General features: G+C 68.4%; 18 protein-coding genes, 2 tRNA genes and 1 other RNA gene. 11 read left to right on the top strand and 10 right to left on the bottom strand.

What is annotated here, in order from left to right; all coding sequences use genetic code 11:
• Positions 1–68 precede the first annotated feature (68 nt).
• The 5 genes from FHX31_RS31410 to ffs all read right to left on the bottom strand — a co-directional run bounded on the left by FHX31_RS31410 (position 69) and on the right by ffs (position 6,226).
• Entirely contained in the window at positions 69–1,730 is a 1,662-nt protein-coding gene (locus tag FHX31_RS31410) for an ABC transporter substrate-binding protein (RefSeq protein WP_013474955.1), read from the bottom strand.
• A 322-nt stretch (positions 1,731–2,052) separates the two neighbouring features.
• Positions 2,053–2,646 (bottom strand): recombination mediator RecR, encoded by a 594-nt coding sequence (gene recR, locus FHX31_RS31405; RefSeq protein WP_013289050.1) that lies wholly within the window; start codon positions 2,644–2,646, stop codon positions 2,053–2,055.
• A gap of 8 nt (positions 2,647–2,654) precedes the next feature.
• Entirely contained in the window at positions 2,655–2,963 is a 309-nt protein-coding gene (locus tag FHX31_RS31400) for a YbaB/EbfC family nucleoid-associated protein (protein ID WP_013289051.1), read from the bottom strand.
• Between the two features lie 108 nt (positions 2,964–3,071).
• On the bottom strand, positions 3,072–6,029 hold the full coding sequence (locus tag FHX31_RS31395) for a DNA polymerase III subunit gamma and tau (RefSeq protein WP_184977658.1): 2,958 nt from the start codon (positions 6,027–6,029) through the stop codon (positions 3,072–3,074).
• Positions 6,030–6,136: 107 nt separating this feature from the next.
• An RNA gene (ffs, locus tag FHX31_RS31390) (signal recognition particle sRNA small type) lies at positions 6,137–6,226 on the bottom strand.
• 81 nt (positions 6,227–6,307) lie between these two features.
• Here ffs and FHX31_RS31385 point away from each other — a divergent pair.
• Positions 6,308–6,392, top strand: a tRNA-Ser gene (locus FHX31_RS31385).
• Between the two features lie 374 nt (positions 6,393–6,766).
• On the top strand, positions 6,767–8,011 hold the full coding sequence (locus tag FHX31_RS31380) for an IS256 family transposase (RefSeq protein WP_013284934.1): 1,245 nt from the start codon (positions 6,767–6,769) through the stop codon (positions 8,009–8,011).
• Between the two features lie 122 nt (positions 8,012–8,133).
• On the opposite strand, the gene FHX31_RS31375 is transcribed toward FHX31_RS31380, so the two are convergent.
• Complete coding sequence (locus FHX31_RS31375) at positions 8,134–8,358, bottom strand: hypothetical protein (protein WP_184977657.1); 225 nt, start codon at positions 8,356–8,358, stop codon at positions 8,134–8,136.
• Positions 8,359–8,419: 61 nt separating this feature from the next.
• Entirely contained in the window at positions 8,420–8,653 is a 234-nt protein-coding gene (locus FHX31_RS31370; protein WP_184977656.1) for a hypothetical protein, read from the bottom strand.
• Between the two features lie 144 nt (positions 8,654–8,797).
• Here FHX31_RS31370 and FHX31_RS31365 point away from each other — a divergent pair, with 144 nt between their 5' ends.
• Both FHX31_RS31365 and FHX31_RS31360 read left to right on the top strand, forming a co-directional pair.
• Positions 8,798–9,625 (top strand): GAF domain-containing protein, encoded by an 828-nt coding sequence (locus FHX31_RS31365; protein ID WP_184977655.1) that lies wholly within the window; start codon positions 8,798–8,800, stop codon positions 9,623–9,625.
• On the top strand, positions 9,615–9,965 hold the full coding sequence (locus FHX31_RS31360) for a hypothetical protein (RefSeq protein ID WP_162959268.1): 351 nt from the start codon (positions 9,615–9,617) through the stop codon (positions 9,963–9,965). Before FHX31_RS31365 ends, FHX31_RS31360 begins: the two co-directional genes overlap by 11 nt.
• 288 nt (positions 9,966–10,253) lie before the next feature.
• Here FHX31_RS31360 and FHX31_RS31355 read toward each other — a convergent pair whose 3' ends face one another.
• Both FHX31_RS31355 and FHX31_RS31350 read right to left on the bottom strand, forming a co-directional pair.
• Positions 10,254–11,474 (bottom strand): RNA polymerase sigma factor, encoded by a 1,221-nt coding sequence (locus FHX31_RS31355; RefSeq protein ID WP_184977654.1) that lies wholly within the window; start codon positions 11,472–11,474, stop codon positions 10,254–10,256.
• Positions 11,471–11,803, bottom strand: a complete 333-nt coding sequence (locus FHX31_RS31350; protein WP_114919096.1) for a YciI family protein — start codon at positions 11,801–11,803, stop codon at positions 11,471–11,473. Before FHX31_RS31350 ends, FHX31_RS31355 begins: the two co-directional genes overlap by 4 nt.
• Positions 11,804–12,314: 511 nt before the next feature.
• On the opposite strand from FHX31_RS31350, the gene FHX31_RS31345 reads away from it, so the two are divergent.
• The 7 genes from FHX31_RS31345 (at position 12,315) to FHX31_RS31315 (ending at position 17,857) form a co-directional block, all read left to right on the top strand.
• Positions 12,315–13,337 (top strand): NsdA family TPR-like regulatory protein, encoded by a 1,023-nt coding sequence (locus tag FHX31_RS31345; RefSeq protein WP_402881681.1) that lies wholly within the window; start codon positions 12,315–12,317, stop codon positions 13,335–13,337.
• Between the two features lie 21 nt (positions 13,338–13,358).
• Positions 13,359–13,871: an NUDIX domain-containing protein gene (locus tag FHX31_RS31340; protein ID WP_184977652.1), complete on the top strand. Its 513-nt coding sequence runs from the start codon at positions 13,359–13,361 to the stop codon at positions 13,869–13,871.
• 51 nt (positions 13,872–13,922) lie between these two features.
• Complete coding sequence (locus FHX31_RS31335; protein WP_114919099.1) at positions 13,923–14,537, top strand: hypothetical protein; 615 nt, start codon at positions 13,923–13,925, stop codon at positions 14,535–14,537.
• The gene (locus FHX31_RS31330) at positions 14,534–15,055 is read left to right on the top strand and encodes a hypothetical protein (RefSeq protein ID WP_047891804.1); all 522 of its coding nucleotides are present in this window, start codon (positions 14,534–14,536) and stop codon (positions 15,053–15,055) included. Before FHX31_RS31335 ends, FHX31_RS31330 begins: the two co-directional genes overlap by 4 nt.
• 259 nt (positions 15,056–15,314) lie before the next feature.
• On the top strand, positions 15,315–15,692 hold the full coding sequence (locus FHX31_RS31325; RefSeq protein ID WP_143766935.1) for a hypothetical protein: 378 nt from the start codon (positions 15,315–15,317) through the stop codon (positions 15,690–15,692).
• Between the two features lie 10 nt (positions 15,693–15,702).
• Positions 15,703–17,085 (top strand): hypothetical protein, encoded by a 1,383-nt coding sequence (locus FHX31_RS31320; RefSeq protein WP_071097476.1) that lies wholly within the window; start codon positions 15,703–15,705, stop codon positions 17,083–17,085.
• A gap of 220 nt (positions 17,086–17,305) precedes the next feature.
• Positions 17,306–17,857, top strand: a complete 552-nt coding sequence (locus FHX31_RS31315; RefSeq protein ID WP_225319525.1) for a hypothetical protein — start codon at positions 17,306–17,308, stop codon at positions 17,855–17,857.
• A gap of 105 nt (positions 17,858–17,962) precedes the next feature.
• Here the strand turns inward: FHX31_RS31315 and FHX31_RS31310 are convergent.
• Positions 17,963–18,049 (bottom strand) — tRNA-Ser (locus FHX31_RS31310).
• Between the last annotated feature and the right edge of the window lie 65 nt (positions 18,050–18,114).

Below are 18,114 nucleotides of genomic sequence, written 5' to 3'. Positions count from 1 at the left end.
GAGGGTGTGCGGAGGGGTGCGGGCGGGCGCTGTGGTCACAGCGCCCGCCCGCGTACGGTGCCTTCAGATCACTTGAACTCTGCGGTCGCGTACCGCTCGTCGGTGAGCGGGCTCGCCTTGATCCCGGTCACGTCCTTGCCGAACACGATCGCCGGCGGGGAGTGCGAGATCGGCACGCCCGGCAGGAAGTCCATGATCGTCTTGTTCAGTGCCTTGTACTTCTCCGTACGGGCCGCCGCGTCGGCGGTGGTGTCGGCGTCCTTGAACTGCGCGAAGAGCTGGGGGTTGTTGAAGCCCCACTCGTCCTTCGGGCGGTCGAAGAAGGTGCCGATGAAGTTGTACGCGTCGCCGTAGTCACCGGTCCAGCCGAGGAAGTGCAGGTCGTGCTTGTTGCCGGAGGTGGTGGCGTTGAGGTAGTCCGGGCTCCACTTCAGCGGGATGGCCTGGACGTTGATGCCGACCGCCTTGAGGTCCGCCGAGAGCAGCTCGAAGATGTCCTTCGGGTTCGGCATGTACGGCCGGGTGACCTCGGTCGGGTAGTGGAACTTCAGCGTCAGGTTCGACGCCCCGGCCTCGGCCAGCAGCTGCTTGGCCTTCTCCGGGTTGTAGTCGTACTTGGTGACGTCGCCGTTCCAGCCCTCGACGGTGTCCGGGAAGAAGTTCATCGCGACCTTGGCGCCCGGGGGCAGCTTCGAGTCGACCAGGGCCTGCCGGTTCAGCGCGTGCGCGATGGCCTGCCGGACCTTCAGGTCGGCCAGCTTCGGGTTCCCCTTCTGGTTGATCGCCAGGTAGAGGATGTTGAAGGCGGGCCGGGTGAGGACGTTGAAGCCCTCCTTCTTCAGCGGCTCCACGTCCGCCGGGCCGACCAGGTCGTAGCCCTGGATGTCACCCGAGCGGAGCGCCTGCTTACGGGCGTTCTCGTCCGAGATCGTCTTGAAGATGATGGTCTTCAGCTTGGCCTTGTCGCCGTAGTAGTCGTCGTTGCGCTCGATGGTGAGCGACTTGTTCGCGATGTCCCACGCCTTGAACTTGAACGGGCCGGTGCCGGTCGGGTGCTCCATCGCGTACGCCGGGTACTTGATGTCCTCGGCCGTGCCGGTCACGTTGCTGGCGTCGTACTGCTCCATCGCCTTGGGGCTCTGGATCGAGAACGACGGCAGCATGAGCGCGGCCGGGATCTTGCTGGAGACCCGGGTGAACGCCAGGTCCACAGTGGTGGCGTCCTTGGCGGTGCAGGACTTGAAGAGGCTCGGCGGCAGGTCCGGGTTCTCGTTCTTGGCGAACCCGCCCATGACGTCCTGCCAGTACGCGGTCACGTCCGGGCTCTGCATGAGCCCCTTGGCGTTGTACCAGCGGTTGAAGTTGGCGCAGACGGCCTCGGCGTTGAAGTCGGTGCCGTCGTGGAACTTGACGCCCGAGCGGAGCTTGAACGTCCAGGTCGTGCCCGCCGCATCCGGCGTCCAGGACTCGGCGAGGCCCGGCGTCACCTTGGTGCCGCCCTCCTCCGGACGGACCAGGGTCTCGAAGACCTGGCGCGCCACGCGCAGCGACTCACCGTCGCTGGCGAAGCTGGGGTCGAGCACCTTCGGGTCTCCGGCGACGCCGAAGACGAGGGTGTCCTTCTTGCTATCTCCGGAGCCACTCTCACGGTCGCTCTCGGCGCAGCCTGCAACCGCGAGGGCCGCGACCGCGATGGCCGCGATTGCGACCTTCGGCCTGGATGCACGCATGGTGCTTCACCTCGTCCTTGGGGGTACGGACAACGTGGTGACAGGGTCACCGATGTGCGCAGACCTTAGCCCTCGGGTGGACGGCGCGGAAACGGGCGGGGGGCGGGTTGGTATCGAATCGTGTCTGTTCCGCAACGAGGCATACGAATCGAAGGAGAATCCCTTGCACTTCCGATGTTTCGTCGGCTAGAAGGCCGAATTTATTACGTCGATCCGGTCCCGGACGCACGTTCCTGTTAGATCGACGAGCATCCCGTTCCGGCCCGGAGACACGTCCGGCGGGCACCCCGCAGGGCACCCGCCGGAGGCGGCACGACTGGATTCAGACGGCCCGTCGGCCCTCGAAGGCCCGGCCCAGCGTGATCTCGTCGGCGTACTCCAGGTCGCCGCCGACCGGCAGTCCACTCGCGAGCCGGGTCACCGCGATCCCCATCGGCTTGACCATCAGCGCCAGATAGGTGGCGGTCGCCTCGCCCTCGGTGTTCGGGTCGGTGGCGAGGATCAGCTCGCGGACCTCGCCGCCGCCGAGGCGGGTCATCAGCTCACGGATCCGCAGGTTGTCCGGGCCGATGCCCTCCAGCGGATTGATCGCGCCGCCGAGCACGTGGTAGCGCCCGCGGAACTCGCCGGTCCGCTCGATCGCCACCACGTCCTTCGGCTCCTCGACCACACAGAGCACCTCGTCGGTACGCCGTGGGTCGCGGCAGATCCGGCACTGCTCCGACTCGGCCACGTTGTAGCAGGTCGTGCAGAACCGGACCAGGTCCTTGACCTTGCGCAGCGCGCCGGCCAGCCGGTTGACGTCGGCCGGATCCGCCGACAGCACGTGGAACGCGATCCGCTGGGCGCTCTTCGGGCCCACGCCCGGCAACCGGCCCAGCTCGTCGATCAGATCCTGGATGGCACCCTCGTACATCTGCCGGCTCAGAACCCGGACAGGCCGAGGCCGCCCATGCCGCCCGCGACCGGGCCCATCTTCTTCTCGGTCAGCTCGCGGGCCGCCTCGGCGGCGTTGTGCACGGCCGCGACCACCAGGTCCTCCAGCGTCTCGACGTCCTCCGGGTCGACCGCCTTCGGGTCGATCTTGATCGCCTTCAGCTCACCGGTACCGGCGACCGTCGCGGTGACCAGGCCCCCGCCGGCGGTGCCGGTCAGCTCCGCCTCGGCCAGCTCGGCCTGGGCCTTGGCGATCTGCTGCTGCATCTTCTGCGCCTGCTTCAGCATCTGCTGCATGTTCGGCTGTCCACCTGGGCGCACGGACCGCTCCTTCTTCCACTCGTCTGCTCGGCCGCGCCCAGCCTAGTCGGGCCACGGCACCGCTGAATCGCGGTCGGCGCGCGCTCAGCGCGCGTCCACCTCGTCGATCTTCTCCGCGCCGAACGTCTCGCGCAGCAGCTGCACCGCCTGCTCCTCGCTCGACTGCCGGGCGGTCCGCTCGTCGATCACGTCGTCCAGCGGCTCGTCGCCCGGGTCGAATCCCTCGTAGGCGGGTGCCGCCGCAGGCGCGCCCCCACCTCGCACCGGGCCGTCGAAGTCCGGGTCGTAGGGCGGCTCGCCCGCCCACTCGGCATCGGCCGTCTTCCGCGCCGGCTGCGCCGCGCGCGGCCCCTTGCCGGGACCACCGCCCGCAGCAGCAGCCGCCGCGGCCGCACGCGCCGCCGCGATCGCGCTGTTCTTCGCCCCCGCCGGCCTCGCCGCAGCGGCAGGCGCCGGCGCCGCCGCGGGTGCCGCAGGCTTGGGTACGACGACAGGCGCGGTAGCGGTAGCCGTGCCCCCGCCCGGACGGGCCGCAGCCGGCCAGTCCTCCCCGTCGCCGCCGCTCGCCGCCGAGGCGGTGCCGGTGGCCGAGGCCGTGCCACCGGGTCGGGCCGGCTCCGGCCAGTCCTCCTCGATCTGGTCTGCCGCAGGGCTCGCCGTCGAACGGTGCGAGGCGTCGGGCGAACCCGCGCCTGCCCGGCCCGCCGGTCCCCCGGCCTGGCTACCAGTGGCCGGGTTGCCAGTGGCCGGGTTGCCAGTGGCCGGGTTGCCAGTGGCCGGGTTGCCAGTGGCCGGGTTGCCCGTGGCGCTGCCCGAGCCGGACACCGGCTGTCCCGGGGCGCCGCCGACGGCGTCGGTTGCCGGACGTCCGGCGACACCGGAGTCAGGACGGCCTGGCCCGGCGTGGGCCGAACCCGGGCGGCCCGGTCCCGCGTCGGAGCCGGGACGGTTGAGTCCGGAGTCGTAGCCCGGACGGCTCGGTCCCGCATCGGCCGCGTCGGCGTCCGGGCGGCCCTGAGCAGTACCTAGCGCCCGGGAATCCGGGCGACCGGACCCGGTGTCGGACGCCGGGCCGGACGGGGCGGCCGCCGGGCGGGCCGGGGCGCTCTCGGGCGCGTTGCGGCCCGGTGCGGCGTCGGCCTGCGCGCGGCTCGCACCGGACGGACGGGACGGGCCGCCGAGCGAGGACGCGCCACGCTCGCCCGCCACCTCGCAGCGGATCTGCCAGCGACCGCCCAGTTCCTCGTAGAGCGCGTCGGTCAGCACTGCGGCGTGGTCGGCCATCATCTTCGCCAGCACCGTCGACTTCACGGTCAGCACGAGCGTGTCGCCGTCCAGGTCGCGTACCACCGCGTCCCGCATCAGCGCGGCGATCCGCTTGTTGCTGCGGTTGACCTTGCCGACCACCTCGGGCCACACGCGGCGCACCGCGACCGCGTCGAGCGCGCCGGGATTCGCCGCGCCGGGGCGGGGCGGTTCGGGCGTGGCCGGGTCGGGCATCACGGCGGACGGCGGTACCGGACGTCGGGCAGCGGCGGGAGCATCAGAGGCGGCAGCGGGCGAGCCGGAAGCGGCCGGATCGACGGCGGCTCGCTCGGGAGCGGCCGGGGCGGGGGAAGCAGCCTCCGGGCCGCCTGCCGGCTCCGTCACGGCGGGAGCCGGACGGGAACCGGGTGCGGCGTTCCGGGCGCCCACCGCAGCGGCGGCAGCGGCACGTGCGGCGGCGGCGCCGGTCGGGGCACCGGCAGCCGCCGGCGTGCCGGCGGAATCCGCGTGGACCGCGGCGGCAGCCGCGCCCGGGGCGGGAGCCGCCGGGCGTACCCCCTGGGTCTGGTTGGGGTGCGCGGGGTCGGCGGCGGCCGGCGGCAGCTCGGCGCCCCCGAGCGTCAGCCGGCGCTCCATCCGCTCCAGGCGCTGGAGCAGGCCGCCGGACGAGTCGTCCGCGCCGGGCAGGAGCATGCGCGCGCAGATCAGTTCCAGCAGCAGCCGGGGCGCCGTGGTGCCGCGCATCTCGACCAGGCCGTTGTGCACGATGTCGGCGCAGCGCGACAGCGTGGCCGGGCCGAGGCGCTGCGCCTGGGCGGCCATCCGCTCGATCTGGTCGGCCGGGCCGTCGATGAGGCCCCTGGCGGCGGCATCAGGCACCTGCTGCAGGACGATCAGGTCGCGGAGGCGCTCCAGCAGGTCGGAGGCGAAGCGGCGCGAGTCGTGCCCGGCCTCGGCGACCCGGTCGACGGTGGCGTACGCGGCGGCGCCGTCACCGGCGGCGAGCGCGTCGCACATCTCGTCGATCAGCGCGGCGTCGGTGACACCGAGCAGCGCGGCGGCCCGGGCGTAGCCGACGCCCTCCGGGCCGGCGCCCGCGATGAGCTGGTCGAGCACGGAGAGGCTGTCGCGCATGCTGCCCCCGCCGGCGCGCACCACCAGCGGGAAGACCGCCGGCTCGACCTTGACGCCCTCCGCCTCGCAGAGCTGTTCGAGGTAGGGGCGGACCACCTTCGGCGGGAACAGCCGGAACGGGTAGTGGTGGGTCCGCGACTTGATCGTGCCGAGGACCTTCTCCGGTTCGGTGGTGGCGAAGATGAACTTGACGTACTCAGGGGGCTCCTCGACCAGCTTGAGCAGCGCGTTGAAGCCGGCCGACGAGACCATGTGCGCCTCGTCGATGATGTAGATCTTGAAGCGGCTGCGGGCCGGGGCGAAGAACGCCTTCTCGCGCAGCTCACGGGCGTCGTCGACACCACCGTGGCTGGCCGCGTCGATCTCGATGACGTCGATCGAGCCGCCGCCGTCGGGAGCCAGCCCGCGGCACGAGTCACACTGCCCGCACGGCTCGGGGGTGGGGCCCTGCTCGCAGTTGAGGGAGCGGGCCAGGATCCGGGCGCTGGAGGTCTTGCCGCAGCCCCGCGGACCGGAGAAGAGGTAGGCGTGGTTGAGCCGCCCGCTGCGCAGCGCCTGCGACAGCGGCTCGGTGACCTGCTCCTGGCCGATCATCTCGGCGAACGTCCGCGGCCGGTACTTGCGGTAAAGGGCCAGTGCCACCCGTCCCGCCTCCTCTCGACCGAGCCATTCTGCGCCGGTCGGCCCCGGGTGACCACCCACCACCCCGTGACCCGACCCGCAGCGACGTTACCCGGCCCGGGAGACAGAAAGGCCTCCCGTGCACCCGGCAGAGCTCGCTTATCCTTGCTGCCTTCCGGCCCTGGGGAGGTTCACGAGGTACCGCCGCACGGGAGGTGACGCCAAGCCTACCCGAAGGGTTGTGGATCTTCCGGGAGGGTGGGGTGGCCCGCCGTCGGGAGACCTGTATCCTGGCTCGCGGAGGATTCGCCTAGAGGCCTAGGGCGCACGCTTGGAAAGCGTGTTGGGTTCACACCCTCACGAGTTCGAATCTCGTATCCTCCGCTCTCTTGAGCAGCAGGAACGTGAGGGCCGGCCCCGTCGAGGGACCGGCCCTCCCGCCTTCACTGCGGCCGTTCTCGTGTCAGCTCCCGCCTTGCTTCCCCCGCGCCCGCTTGCCTTCGGCCCTCGCTCAGTTCCCCCGCCTGTTGACGGCGGGGCAGCACACAGAGCAGTCCGCCGAACTGGGCCACGATGCGGCACACCTGGCCGACCGCGTGGGTTCGGCGACGAGCGGATCAAGCCGCAGTTTGACCAGGTCGGTTGCGTCCACGGGAGTGGTGTACGACTTGCCCGTGATGGGCGTGTTGCGTAGATGAGAGACGGCCATCGCGTCGATCCTTCAAGACGACCAAGTCAGAGAAGGAGAAGAGGACGCGATGGCCGCTTCAGAGAGTGTGAACCCTGTTGACCTGCTGCGCGAGCAGATCGAGGGCGCGTCGTCGGACGTGTTGCAAGCGATGATCAAGACGTTCGTGCAGGCGGTGATGTCCGCCGAGGCCGACGCGATCTGCGGCGCCGGGTACGGGCAGCGCAGCGATGAGCGGGTCAACTCGCGCAACGGTTACCGGCCTCGGGAATGGGACACCCGCGCCGGCACGATCGACCTGGCGATCCCGAAGCTGCGACACGGCAGCTACTTCCCGGAGTGGTTGCTGACCCACCGGCGTCGGGCCGAGCAGGCCCTGGTCTCGGTCGTGGCCACGAGCTATCTGCTGGGGGTGTCGACTCGGCGGGTGGAGAAGCTGGTCGAGCAGCTCGGGATCCGGCAGCTGTCCAAGTCGCAGGTCTCGGAGATGGCCGCGCATCTGGACGCGCAGGTGGAGGCGTTCCGCAACCGACCCTTGGACGCCGCCCACTACACGTTTGTGTGGATGGACGCCCTGACGATGAAGGTCCGCGAGCACGGCCGGACCGTCAACGTCCACGCCCTGATCGCGGTTGGGGTCAACGCCGACGGCGGCCGTGAAGTGCTGGGCCTGGACGTGGCCTCCGACGAGGACGGCGCCGGCTGGTTGGCGTTCCTGCGCAGCCTGACCGCCCGAGGCCTGTCCGGTGTCCGCCTGGTCATCTCCGACGCCCACGCCGGCCTCGTGGCCGCGATCGGGGCGGCTTTGCCGGGAGCTTCGTGGCAGCGGTGCAGGACCCACTATCTGCGCAACCTGCTGACGAAGGTGCCCAAGTCGGCGCAGCCGTGGATCGCCACCCTGGTCCGCACGATCTTCGACCAGCCCGACGCCGACGCTGTCCGCGCCCAGTTCGACCGGGTCGTGACCACGATCGAAGCGAAGTTCCCGGCCGCGGCCGAGCACCTCGACGCCGCCCGCGACGACCTCCTGGCGTTCACCGGCTTCCCCCGCGAGATCTGGCGCCAGATCTGGTCGAACAACCCACAGGAGCGGCTCAACAAGGAAATCCGCCGTCGCACCGACGTCGTCGGGATCTTCCCGAACCGGGCGGCGATCATCCGCCTCGTCGGCGCCGTCCTGGCCGAGCAGACCGACGAGTGGACCGAAGGACGCCGCTACATGGGCCTCGAACTACTCGCTAAAGCCCGCCTGATCACCATCGACACAGACCAACACGCCACCGACCAGACCGACCCGACCTCGATCGCCGCATAACATCAGACCGGATCACGCGATGGCCGTCTCTTACACCACCAGCGCGGACGCGACCACCAGGTCGCTCTGCGGTGCTGCCGCGGCCGGGACTTCTGGGCAGCCGTGGATGCCGACGCGACGCATCAGCATTCGAGCGTGTGATAGCCCTCACGACGAGTCCGCCGCCCCAGCTGCAGCTCGCCTCCACCGGCGGAAAAGTAGGTGCTGCGGAATGACAGATGCACGGCGTGGATCTGCTCGGCCAGCCACAGGTGACGCAGCGCCCGCAGCGAGGGCGGCCGACTCCGCCAGGCATAGACGTACAGCGCACCCCAGCAGACCTTGACCGGCAGCCCTTCAACAGCCATCCGTCGATGGCCGCGAAGCGGTCTTTTAGGGCACTACTCATTAAATAACTCGACCCGCGCGCTACACAGCCGCCTTAATCTTCAGCTCGGCGGTACCCGCGAGCTCGAGCAGCCCTCGCTTGGCAGCCAACGGCACGCGCAACATCTGGCTGGCGTCGATCAACTCTTGGCGACGCCAGTTGTAGATCAACCCGAGCGATCGTGCACGTATCACTTCAACAAGCGATCCTGATGAGGCAACCGCCTCGCTCCACCGCATCCATAGAACATCAACTCTCACCATCTCTGTCAGCAAGCAGACAGTGGACTTGATAGGCGAGCAAAATCACGGAGACGATATCTTTCATATCGATAGCCGTGGGGGTCTTGATCGATGGCGACATGGCGGGGACACATGTCGAGGTCCGCATGGGCAATGACGCTCGTACGATGGGTCGGCATGCTTCTGCTGCCGGTAGCGGTAGCCATGCTGACGCGGCTCGCAGCCGTCAAGCAGGGGCAGGCGCGGACACTGTCTGTGATCGGCCTGATCCTTGCGATCCTCCTATTGGCGTTTCTGCAGGTGTACGGCGAGGTCCAGAAGTGGCTCGCTGAGAGAACCGCCGTGACGGCCAAAGTTGCTCTGGCCAAAGCGCTGAACCGCTCCGGCAGTCCGCTGGTTACCCTGCTGGGGAGAGTTGCCGAGGCCGACAAGGGCCCTGACCGGAGGGCGGAGGTGTGGTCCTTGGCAACGAAGACGGTCGGCATCGCACCTATCACTTGCGGGAAACTCGCTGACAAGAAGGCTGGAATCAGATGCGTCTTCTACCAATTCGAGTCTCCCGATCGACTGGTGCGAGTATTTGAAGAGGGTCGGCAAGGGCCGCCCGCTCGACCGGATTTCGTCCGCAGCCGCAACGAAAACGACAAGCAAGTTATCGAACGCGCGCTTGGCGAGAAGACTCTCCTCGTTCCAGATATCGACAAAGCCCCTCCGAAGGACTTCGCCAGCAGTCCCGACCGTGAATACAAGTCCATGTTGATGGTTCCGGTTCGAACAGAGTCGAGGAGTTACGGGTTCCTCTCCGTGGATGCGGACAAACCCGACGCGCTGACGCAAGACGACGTGGGCTACGTGATCTTAATGGCAGGATTACTGGCGGCAAGTCTCGCACTACTTGGGGAGGAATATCCACAGCTAAAGCGCTCCAACGGGGTGCCCGTTATCCCAACTCAGCAAATCAACGAATCCGATATTCACCAGGAACGGAAGCGGCATGAGAACTGAGGAGAGCACAACCGTACCAGTAACGATGGAACCCTTGATCTCAACCGAGGAGCGCAGGTTCATCGAGGGAAAGCTCAGCGCCGACGCATACCTCAGGATTGGCGAAAGAGAGGCAGAGAAGGAGGCCGAGCTCGAGCTCGCCCATCAGCGGCAACGACAGTTCCGCTGGCTTTCTTTGATCTTCTCAACGCTAGCTGCCGCAGTCTATGTCGTAACGTCGCTCGTCTTCCTATTCATCGAGAAGAGCAACTTTGGCTCCGTCGCCGCTGCCGTTGTTGGCTTTGGCTTCGGGGCCCTTGCGACACTAATTTCTGCGTCCCAGCGGCATGCTCGAAGATAACAGGAGGATAGAGATCGCCAGCTTCAGGTTCCTGACTTACTTCTAGCGCAACCTGACATGAATAGCACTTGCACTTTCTCCCCTTCGTCGCATCACACAATTCCATTCCGGTCCTTCCCGTTGACCCCGTTCTCCTCCCCCCACCGGCCTGCGTCGGACGCCTGAAGATCAAGCAACTGGGGAGAGGCATAGTGGTGCGCTGGCGGGAATGGCAGTTGGGGTCTGCCTATCGCCCCAGCCCGGTTGCGGCCGAACCTCAGCTGACATGCCTCAACACCAAGTTGTCGATCAGCGGCCGCCCAACTGGTCCCGCCGCCGTTTCAGGTACGCCGTCTCCGCGCTGTTGCCCGCCAACTCGATCGCCCGGTCGTACGCCGCCCGCGCCTCCCCACCCCGCCCCATCCGGCGCAACAACTCGGCCCGCGTCGCGTGGTACGCGTGATAGCCCTCCAGCGGCAACCCGTCCACCTCGGCCAGCGCCACCTGCGGCCCGTCCAGTTCGGCGACCGCCACGGCCCGGTTGAGCCGCACGATCGGCGACGGGTCGACGCGTACCAAATGGTCGTAGAGCGCGGCGATCTGCGCCCAGTCGGTGTCCCGCGCGTCGCGGGCGTCGGTGTGGACGGCGTTTATCGCGGCGAGGATCTGGTAGCGGCCCGGCGGCCGTCCGGCGGCGATGCACGCGCGGACCAGGGCGTGCCCCTCGGCGATGAGGTCGCGGTCCCAGGCGCTGCGGTCCTGCTCGGCGAGGACGACGAGTTCGCCTGTCGCGGAGACCCGGGCGGGCCGGCGGGCCTCGGTGAGCAGCATCAGCGCCAGAAGCCCGGTGGCCTCGTGGTCGTCGGGCATCAGCGTACGGACCAGCCGGGTGAGGCGGATCGCCTCGGCGGTCAGGTCGGCGCGAACCGCCTCCTTGCCCGGGTCGGAGGCGAGGTAGCCCTCGTTGAAGATCAGGTAGAGAACGGCGAGCACGCCGGTGACCCGGGCCGGCAGGTCCTCGCGGGACGGCACCCGGTACGGGATCCCGGCCGCCTTGATCTTCGTCTTGGCCCGGGTGATCCGCCTGCTCATGGCGGCCTCCTGAACCAGGTACGCCCGCGCGATCTCGGGCACGGTGAGCCCGCCGACCAGGCGCAGCGTCAGCGCCACCCGCGCCTCCATGGCCAGCGCCGGGTGGCAGCAGGTGAAGATCAGGCGGAGCCGGTCGTCGTCGATGACACCGAGCGGTTCCGGCACGTCGGCCAGCATCATCGCCTCCCGGTGCTTGTCCTCCCGCCGGCTCTCGCGCCGGATCCGGTCGACGGCCCTGCGGTACGCGGTGGTGGTGAGCCACGCGCCGGGATTCGGCGGTACGCCGTCGGCCGACCACCGCTCGACGGCGGCGGCGAACGCCTCGGCTGTCATCTCCTCTGCGACGTCGAGATCGCCGATGCGCCGGGCGAGCGTGGCTACGACCCGGGCCCACTCCTCGCGGTGGACCCGGGTGAGCGCCTCGCCGACCTCGCTCACGCGCCCAGGAACGGCCGCAGCTCGACCCGCCTGTTGCACCGCTGCGACGCCAGCGCGGCGAGCGGCAGCGCCACGTCGAAGTCTGGCGCCTCGATGATCCAGAACCCGCCGACGTACTCCTTCGTCTCCAGGTAGGGCCCGTCGGTGAGCAGCGGACTCCCGCCTCGCGCGTCCACGACCGTGGCCGTCTCCGGCGCCGCGAGCCCACCGGCGAAGACCCAGTGACCGTCGGCTCGCAACCGCTCGTTGAACTCACCGATCGCGGCCATCTCCGCCTCGGTGGCCGAGCCGGTCGTGTCGTCGAGTACGGAGATCAGGTACTGCGCCATCGGTTCCTCTTTCACTCTCGCCGGCCGCGGGCCGGGCCGCCGTCACCCCGGCTACGAACGCCGCCACCGCGATCCGACAGCCCCGACGAGGTCGATCACGCAATTCTCGTACGTGGCACGTCAAAGCTCTCGTCGTCGTCATGGCCCGGTTATGCGTAGCGTGCATAACCGACAGTCACTGAGCAGATTGAATGAGTGAGTGATCGCGGCATCGAGGCCAAGCAGGTGTGCGCGTTGCGGCGCCAACCTGGCTGCCGACAACGGCTCGGGACGGTGCGCTCCCTGTCAACGAGCGGAGCGGGACCGCATCGTCGCTGCTCCCGACGTTCCACCCAGCTTCTGGTCCCATGAACCGCTTCGCCATGCGCTTGCGGATCGGCACCTCGGTCGCGTTGTCCGCGCCTACCGTCACCATCCCTATCACGGGCGACAGCCGCTGCCTCAAACCACTGTCGCCGGCTGGTTCGGGATTACGCAGGCGCAACTGAGCCGCATCGAGAACGGACCGGAGGTGGTGCACCTCGACCGACTGGCGCATTGGGCCCGCGTGCTGCGGATACCCGCGCACACCTTGTGGTTCCGACTACCGGCCGCACCAGGCGACACCCCGCTGCCGGCCGATGTCGTGGAGGTGGGTCCTCAACTGATCCGCGCACTCCGGTCCGCAGATCGTCAGGTCGGCGGCAAGAACCTCTACAGCACCGTACTGACGCACCTTGCCGCCTTCTCCGGGCCGGCGGGTCCTCCTGCCATGTCCCCACAGGTACTCATGGCGACCGCCGCCCTGCGCGAGATGGCCGGTTGGATGGCGCACGATTCCGGGGACAGCACGACGAGTAGACGGCATTTCCTTGACGCCTTGGCGCTCGCCGTCGACAGCAGAGACGCGCTGCTGGTGGCGCAGGTGCACGGAAGCCTGAGCCACCTCGCCTGCCACAGCGGAAACGCGGAGGCCGCGATCTCACATGCCAGGGACGGGCTCGGGGCTGTCGCTCAAGAGGAGGCCGGTGCTCTGATACGCGCCCGTCTTTTCGCCTTGCAGGCACGCGGCCTCGCCGCAGCGGGTCTCATCGCCGACTGCCATGCTTCCCTTCAGCGGGCTGAGTCCGCCTTCGCGGAGGCGGCACCTGCACCCACCGAATGGCTGAGTCCATTCGACCGCACCTCGTTCGATATCGAGTCGGCGCGCTGCCTGCTTCGCCTCGGTGACGTCACGGCCGCTCTTCGCATCCTCAACGGCAACGTCGCCGAGCGGCCGGGCGGCCGGGTGCGGAGTCAGGCGCTCGCCCGGATGCTCCTGGCCACCGCGCTCGTCGGGCAGGCCCGGATCGAGGAGGCGTGCGACCTGACGCACCAGACCGTCGAACTCACCCACGGGCTGGGGTCGGCCGTTGTCCTCGACCAGCTCAGACATCTCGCACTGCTGCTGCGGTCGCATGCCGTCCGGTGCTCGGACGTGCCACAGCTTCTGGACCGGCTTCGCGACGCCATCCGGGAGCGGAGATGGGTGGCGCTGCCGCTGCCGACGGGGTGAGGACGGCCGACAATCGTCGGCATGGCCGACGAGCGTCCCCTGTACGAGCGAGATCCGGCAGCCTGGCAGGACCACCTCGCCGAGGGCAACGCGCGGCAGCCCCGGAAGCGGGTGGGAGCCGACGTACTGCTGCGCAACGGTGACGGCGACATCCTGTTGGTAGACCCGCGCTACAAGCCCGACTGGGACCTGCCGGGCGGCATGGCGGAGGCGAACGAGCCGCCGCACCTGGCCGCCGAGCGAGAGGTACGCGAGGAGTTGGGTCTCGAACTGCGCGTCGGACCGTTGCTGGTCGTGGACTGGGTGGCACCGCACGGCCCCTGGGACGACAGCTTGATGTTCATCTTCGACGGCGGCGCACTGCCTCCCGCCGAGCCGTTGAAACCGGCTGACGGCGAACTGGCCGACGCCCGATTCGTTGCGCTCGATGATGCGCAGGCGCTGCTTCGCCCGTACGTTTGGCATCGGCTGCGTCACGCGGTGGCCGCGCTGAGCGACGGACGCCCGAGGTACCTGACCAACGGAACCACCTGAGACCGTCGTACACATGTTCCATCCACAGCCTGTGGACGCCGAGAGGACCGGATGAGTTACCAGCTCAGCGCCGTGGTCGCCGACGTCGAGCTGCTTCGCGAGCAGACCGCCGACCTGGACCACGCGGTGCTCGCCGCGCTCCGCCAGGACTTCGCGCTGCTGCCGGTCACCCCGCAGCTCGTGCAGGAACTGACCGGCGGGCTGCCTGACTACGCCACCGACGAGCCGCGCGCCGAGCGTCCGTTCCGGCTGGTGCTGTCGCCGCCGCTCGCGGAGGTGCTGGCCCGCTGGTCGAGGATCGGCCCGGTGGCGTACCTGGAGGCGGAGTTCGCGGGCGGCCTGGGCCACCAGTCGGCGGTGGTCTGGCTGGGCGGCGAGGTGAGCTGGGGCCCGCGGTACGACGCCGCGCTGGACCGGCCGCGGACCGAGTGGCCGATCAACACGGCGCTGGCCCGGCTGGGCGCGGAGCCGGGCGCGTGGATCGACCCGTTCGCCGAGCTGGGCCTGCACCTGGAGCGCGACACGGACGGCTGGCTGGCGCACGGCCGCCGCGGACTGTCCGCCGACTACTGGGACGACCTGGCTGAAGAGTGGGAACTACGCCAATCCGACCCGCAGCAGCAACCTCATGGCCCCGGTCCCGTTGGTGACTGGGGGATTGCATGAAACTACGACAATTCGGCTTTATTGCCGCGATGCTTGCTGCCGCGTCCGCAGCCGGCAGCGGCGTTCATCCACAGTGGCCCACCCGCCCGGTCGGCGCCGCCCAGGTGGTGAGTCTGGAGGGCCTGCGCAACGCGGAGTTCGGCGACACCGAGGCGGCCCTGACCCGGCGCGGCGTGCTGCGCGCCGACGAGGAGGCATGCGGGCCCGCGCTTGTGGGGCACGGCTCGGTCAGCCCGATCTTCGTCGACGACCGGCTCGTCCTGCTGTGGCTCGACGACCCGATGAGCACGCCCGAGGGCATCAGCGCCGGCTCACCGGTGGGCGAGGCCCGCGCCGCGTATCCCGGCGCCGTCGACCTGCCGGCACCGCCCGGCAGTCACCGCTTCGCCGGGCTGCTCGCCCGCGAGGGCGACCGTGCGTACCTGTTCCTGCACGACGGCGTCACCGTCCGCGAGATCATCGCCGGGTACGCGGACTGGGCCCGCCGCCTCTTCGACGAGGGCTACGGCCCCTGCTGACGCTCGGCAGCGACCGCCGGGCACAGCCCTCCACCCGGCCGCTTCCGGCGCCTCGGCTCAACGACCCACGCTCGACCAATGGGACGATTTATCAGGTCTGCCGCTTATCGAATAGCGAAGCCCTGAGCTCTGACGCCGGTACGGCCTGATTGGACGATTCTCTGCGCTTCATTTTCATGTGATAATGGCCGCATTGGTGCCCATGACGGGGCCATCTCGATGTCCGCCTACGTGTCGCGCACCGTGATCTGGGGAGGCCATGGACCAGCCCGTCGTTCCAGCCCTCATTCCCGCAGTCATGGCACTCGTAGGGCTGATCGCGGGTCTTGTCGCGCCGATGATTGCGGGGTCGGGAGAGAGTCGACGGCGAAGAAGGGAGGACCAGCGTGCGAGATGTGACGAGATACTGGGACTGTTCGAGGACATCAGCGTCTATCGCGCCTTGACCGAATCGGAATCGGCGGTACGTCGTCGGTTGGTGCTGTCGGCCGCGCGATTGAAGGACCAGGCAGCTCGCGAGGCATGCCTCGGCCTCGCCAATGCGGTGGCGAGATCAGACGCCGACGAGGAAGACATCCTGCGGCAATGGACGGTCATGATCCGAGAGGTCTCCCGCGTCTATCGTTCACATCTTTGAGGACAGCGACATGGCAAATCATGGGGGCAGGGGCAACGAGGATCTTCGGCTCACCGAGGAATTGATGGGGAAAACCGGCCCCGCCACGTCCAAGTCGTCGAACGCTTTGCGACGGAGCCAGTATCTGGTGGGGCCGCCGGAGGCGAACCGGCGCTCCGAGCTGGAACGTACGTTACGCGAGGCCTCGAAGATCTCGATATGCGGAATCGCCAGCCGGAGCGTAGTACTGGCGATGTCAACAGTTGCCGCGGAGGTACGCAAGAGCGAAAAGGACTTCCCGTGGGACAGCCTGCATTACGTCACACCGACGCCGTCAATGATTCTCACCGGGCGCAGCGGAGTCGGGCTCGGGCCGGTCGTACGGGACTGGCAGGCGGCCGTGGACACGATCCGAAACTGCGCTCGTCAGCAGGCGCGGGCGGTCCCCGCCGCCGCTGCCAGGCGGAGCAAAGCATTGCAGTTGCTGGGGATGCGTCACTATTTCTTGGAAATGCTGATGCACGTCACCGTCCGCAGTACAGGCCGTAAAGAGTTCTGGTTGACAATAGGGGCCGGCCATCAGAGCAACGACCTTCCCCTTCTGGTGGTCGAGGAGACGGACGACAACTATCCCATTCTAGATGACATGCACAGCCGATTGATCGAAGGCTGCGAAGAGCTGGCGATCCGGCAGGTGCGCTGTGACCTGATCGAAGCGAGCGATGTGAACGGCCCCCCACCGCCGGGAGGCCGGCACGACGAGAAGACGCCTTACCTCGTCGTACACGGCCTCGAGCCGTACGGGACCGGCGGGCAGGCCCGTCCCGCCTGCATGCCAGTGGCGGCCGTGATGATCCGCGCGAACACCAACCGCGGCCCGGTCGTCATGCTCAGGCAGCGCAACGAGTTCTCGGACACCGACTCCTTCGGAAAATACTCGCTCATCACCAGCAGGCTCCTTGAGGAGGACCTGGCTACCGCACTGGGAGTTCCGGTATTCGCCGACCGGCACGTGGATGCCGCCACCGACGCGATGTGGCAGGCAACCAGAACCGATGGCCCGCTCGGGGTCCCGGTGAAGGCGTTCATACGCGCAGCGCAGCGGGAGTTGTTCATCTGCTGCGGCCTCGATGCCCCGGAGAGCCGATTCCAGTTCCACGGATACCAGGTCGTTTCCACGGCGGACGGCTCACAACTCGGCTTCGCCGTGTTCGAGTTGGTGCTCAACCGGCATGAGCCATTCGACGAACTCGTCGCAGCCGAGGACTGGGACCGGGAGGAGAACCTCCTCGTGGTCAGCCAGTCCGACCTGTACACCGAGGCGTATACTGATCGTTTGAATCGTCTGTTGACGCAGCGCGAGGGATGGTTCCGCACCACCATTCTGGCTCGCCCAATTGCCGCCAGTCACTGACCACGCCGACCTATCCGAAAACACAAGCCAACGAAACAGATCGATATTCTTCGAGCGAGGACCGATGTGGCTTCGAGATGAGGCGTCGACGATTCGACGCCGGGCACCGAATGATCTTCCCCAAGCAGTGATCGGTCTCGTCATGGTGCCCGCCGACGACCCGGAGCTGGTACTGGTCGGCATTCGGAGCAGTGAGGGGAACGTCCGCCATCCAGGAGTCGTGAGCATCCCCACCATGCGCGTGCCGGCAGAGTGGGCGATCCAGGAGACCGGAGTCATCAGGAGCGGCGAGACGAGGCAACTCGAAGGAGCGGAGGGCACCTTCGGCAGGACGCGGTCGACGTCGACAGCAGCCGGCTACGCCGTCGAAGCCCTCCTCTCGAAGAAGGTCCTCGACGGCTCCCTCCTCGACACCGGCTACACATCCGGACGATGCGCCTTCCGGCTGGCGATGCGAAGCGACGTCGACGACCCGACCGGCCAGGACGGGAGCATCGAAGACACTCTGATGCTCACCGTCCTGGCAATCTGCGACTTCGGTGCCGATGCGCTGCGCGGCCGCAGTCACAGTTATTCCCAGCTCGAGTTCGTCAGGTCGTCGGATCTGGTGAAGGCCTGGCGACAACGGGACGGCCAACTGCTGTTCCCGGCGGCCAACCCGCTCGAGGTGTGCATTCGCGGACTCTGCGTCGAGTCAGCGGTACGGCTGCTCGACTCGCCTGCGGTGATACGCGCCATGAGCGCGACAGGCTTCGGGCCCGGCGTGCGGTGACAGGCGCGGCGACGCTGGCCGCACCGACGGCTCCTTCGTGACGGGATGCGAGAACGCCCGGTGCGATCCTCGCGGATCGACCCGGGCGTTCTCGCATTTCACGAGCGGTGGCGGCGGGATTTGAACCCGCGGAGGGCGTAAACCCTCACACGCTTTCGAGGCGTGCTCCTTAGGCCACTCGGACACGCCACCGCCGACGAGGGTACAGGACCGCCGGCTTGGACGCCGAACCGGTATCCCTCGGCCCGGCCTGGCAG

It is taken from the genome of Micromonospora sp. CNZ286 (assembly GCF_014207755.1).
Note: the sequence above shows the minus strand (reverse complement) of the source record. Positions and strands in the feature narration are given on the sequence as shown.

Bases quoted from the DNA above. Each gene is read 5' to 3' on its own strand.
- FHX31_RS31410 (WP_013474955.1), bottom strand. From the start codon at position 1,730: ATGCGTGCATCCAGGCCGAAGGTCGCAATCGCGGCCATCGCGGTCGCG.
- recR (WP_013289050.1), bottom strand. From the start codon at position 2,646: ATGTACGAGGGTGCCATCCAGGATCTGATCGACGAGCTGGGCCGGTTG.
- FHX31_RS31400 (WP_013289051.1), bottom strand. From the start codon at position 2,963: ATGCAGCAGATGCTGAAGCAGGCGCAGAAGATGCAGCAGCAGATCGCC.
- FHX31_RS31380 (WP_013284934.1), top strand. From the start codon at position 6,767: ATGGCCGCTTCAGAGAGTGTGAACCCTGTTGACCTGCTGCGCGAGCAG.
- FHX31_RS31375 (WP_184977657.1), bottom strand. From the start codon at position 8,358: ATGGCTGTTGAAGGGCTGCCGGTCAAGGTCTGCTGGGGTGCGCTGTAC.
- FHX31_RS31365 (WP_184977655.1), top strand. From the start codon at position 8,798: ATGCTTCTGCTGCCGGTAGCGGTAGCCATGCTGACGCGGCTCGCAGCC.
- FHX31_RS31360 (WP_162959268.1), top strand. From the start codon at position 9,615: ATGAGAACTGAGGAGAGCACAACCGTACCAGTAACGATGGAACCCTTG.
- FHX31_RS31350 (WP_114919096.1), bottom strand. From the start codon at position 11,803: ATGGCGCAGTACCTGATCTCCGTACTCGACGACACGACCGGCTCGGCC.
- FHX31_RS31340 (WP_184977652.1), top strand. From the start codon at position 13,359: ATGGCCGACGAGCGTCCCCTGTACGAGCGAGATCCGGCAGCCTGGCAG.
- FHX31_RS31335 (WP_114919099.1), top strand. From the start codon at position 13,923: ATGAGTTACCAGCTCAGCGCCGTGGTCGCCGACGTCGAGCTGCTTCGC.
- FHX31_RS31330 (WP_047891804.1), top strand. From the start codon at position 14,534: ATGAAACTACGACAATTCGGCTTTATTGCCGCGATGCTTGCTGCCGCG.
- FHX31_RS31325 (WP_143766935.1), top strand. From the start codon at position 15,315: ATGGACCAGCCCGTCGTTCCAGCCCTCATTCCCGCAGTCATGGCACTC.
- FHX31_RS31320 (WP_071097476.1), top strand. From the start codon at position 15,703: ATGGCAAATCATGGGGGCAGGGGCAACGAGGATCTTCGGCTCACCGAG.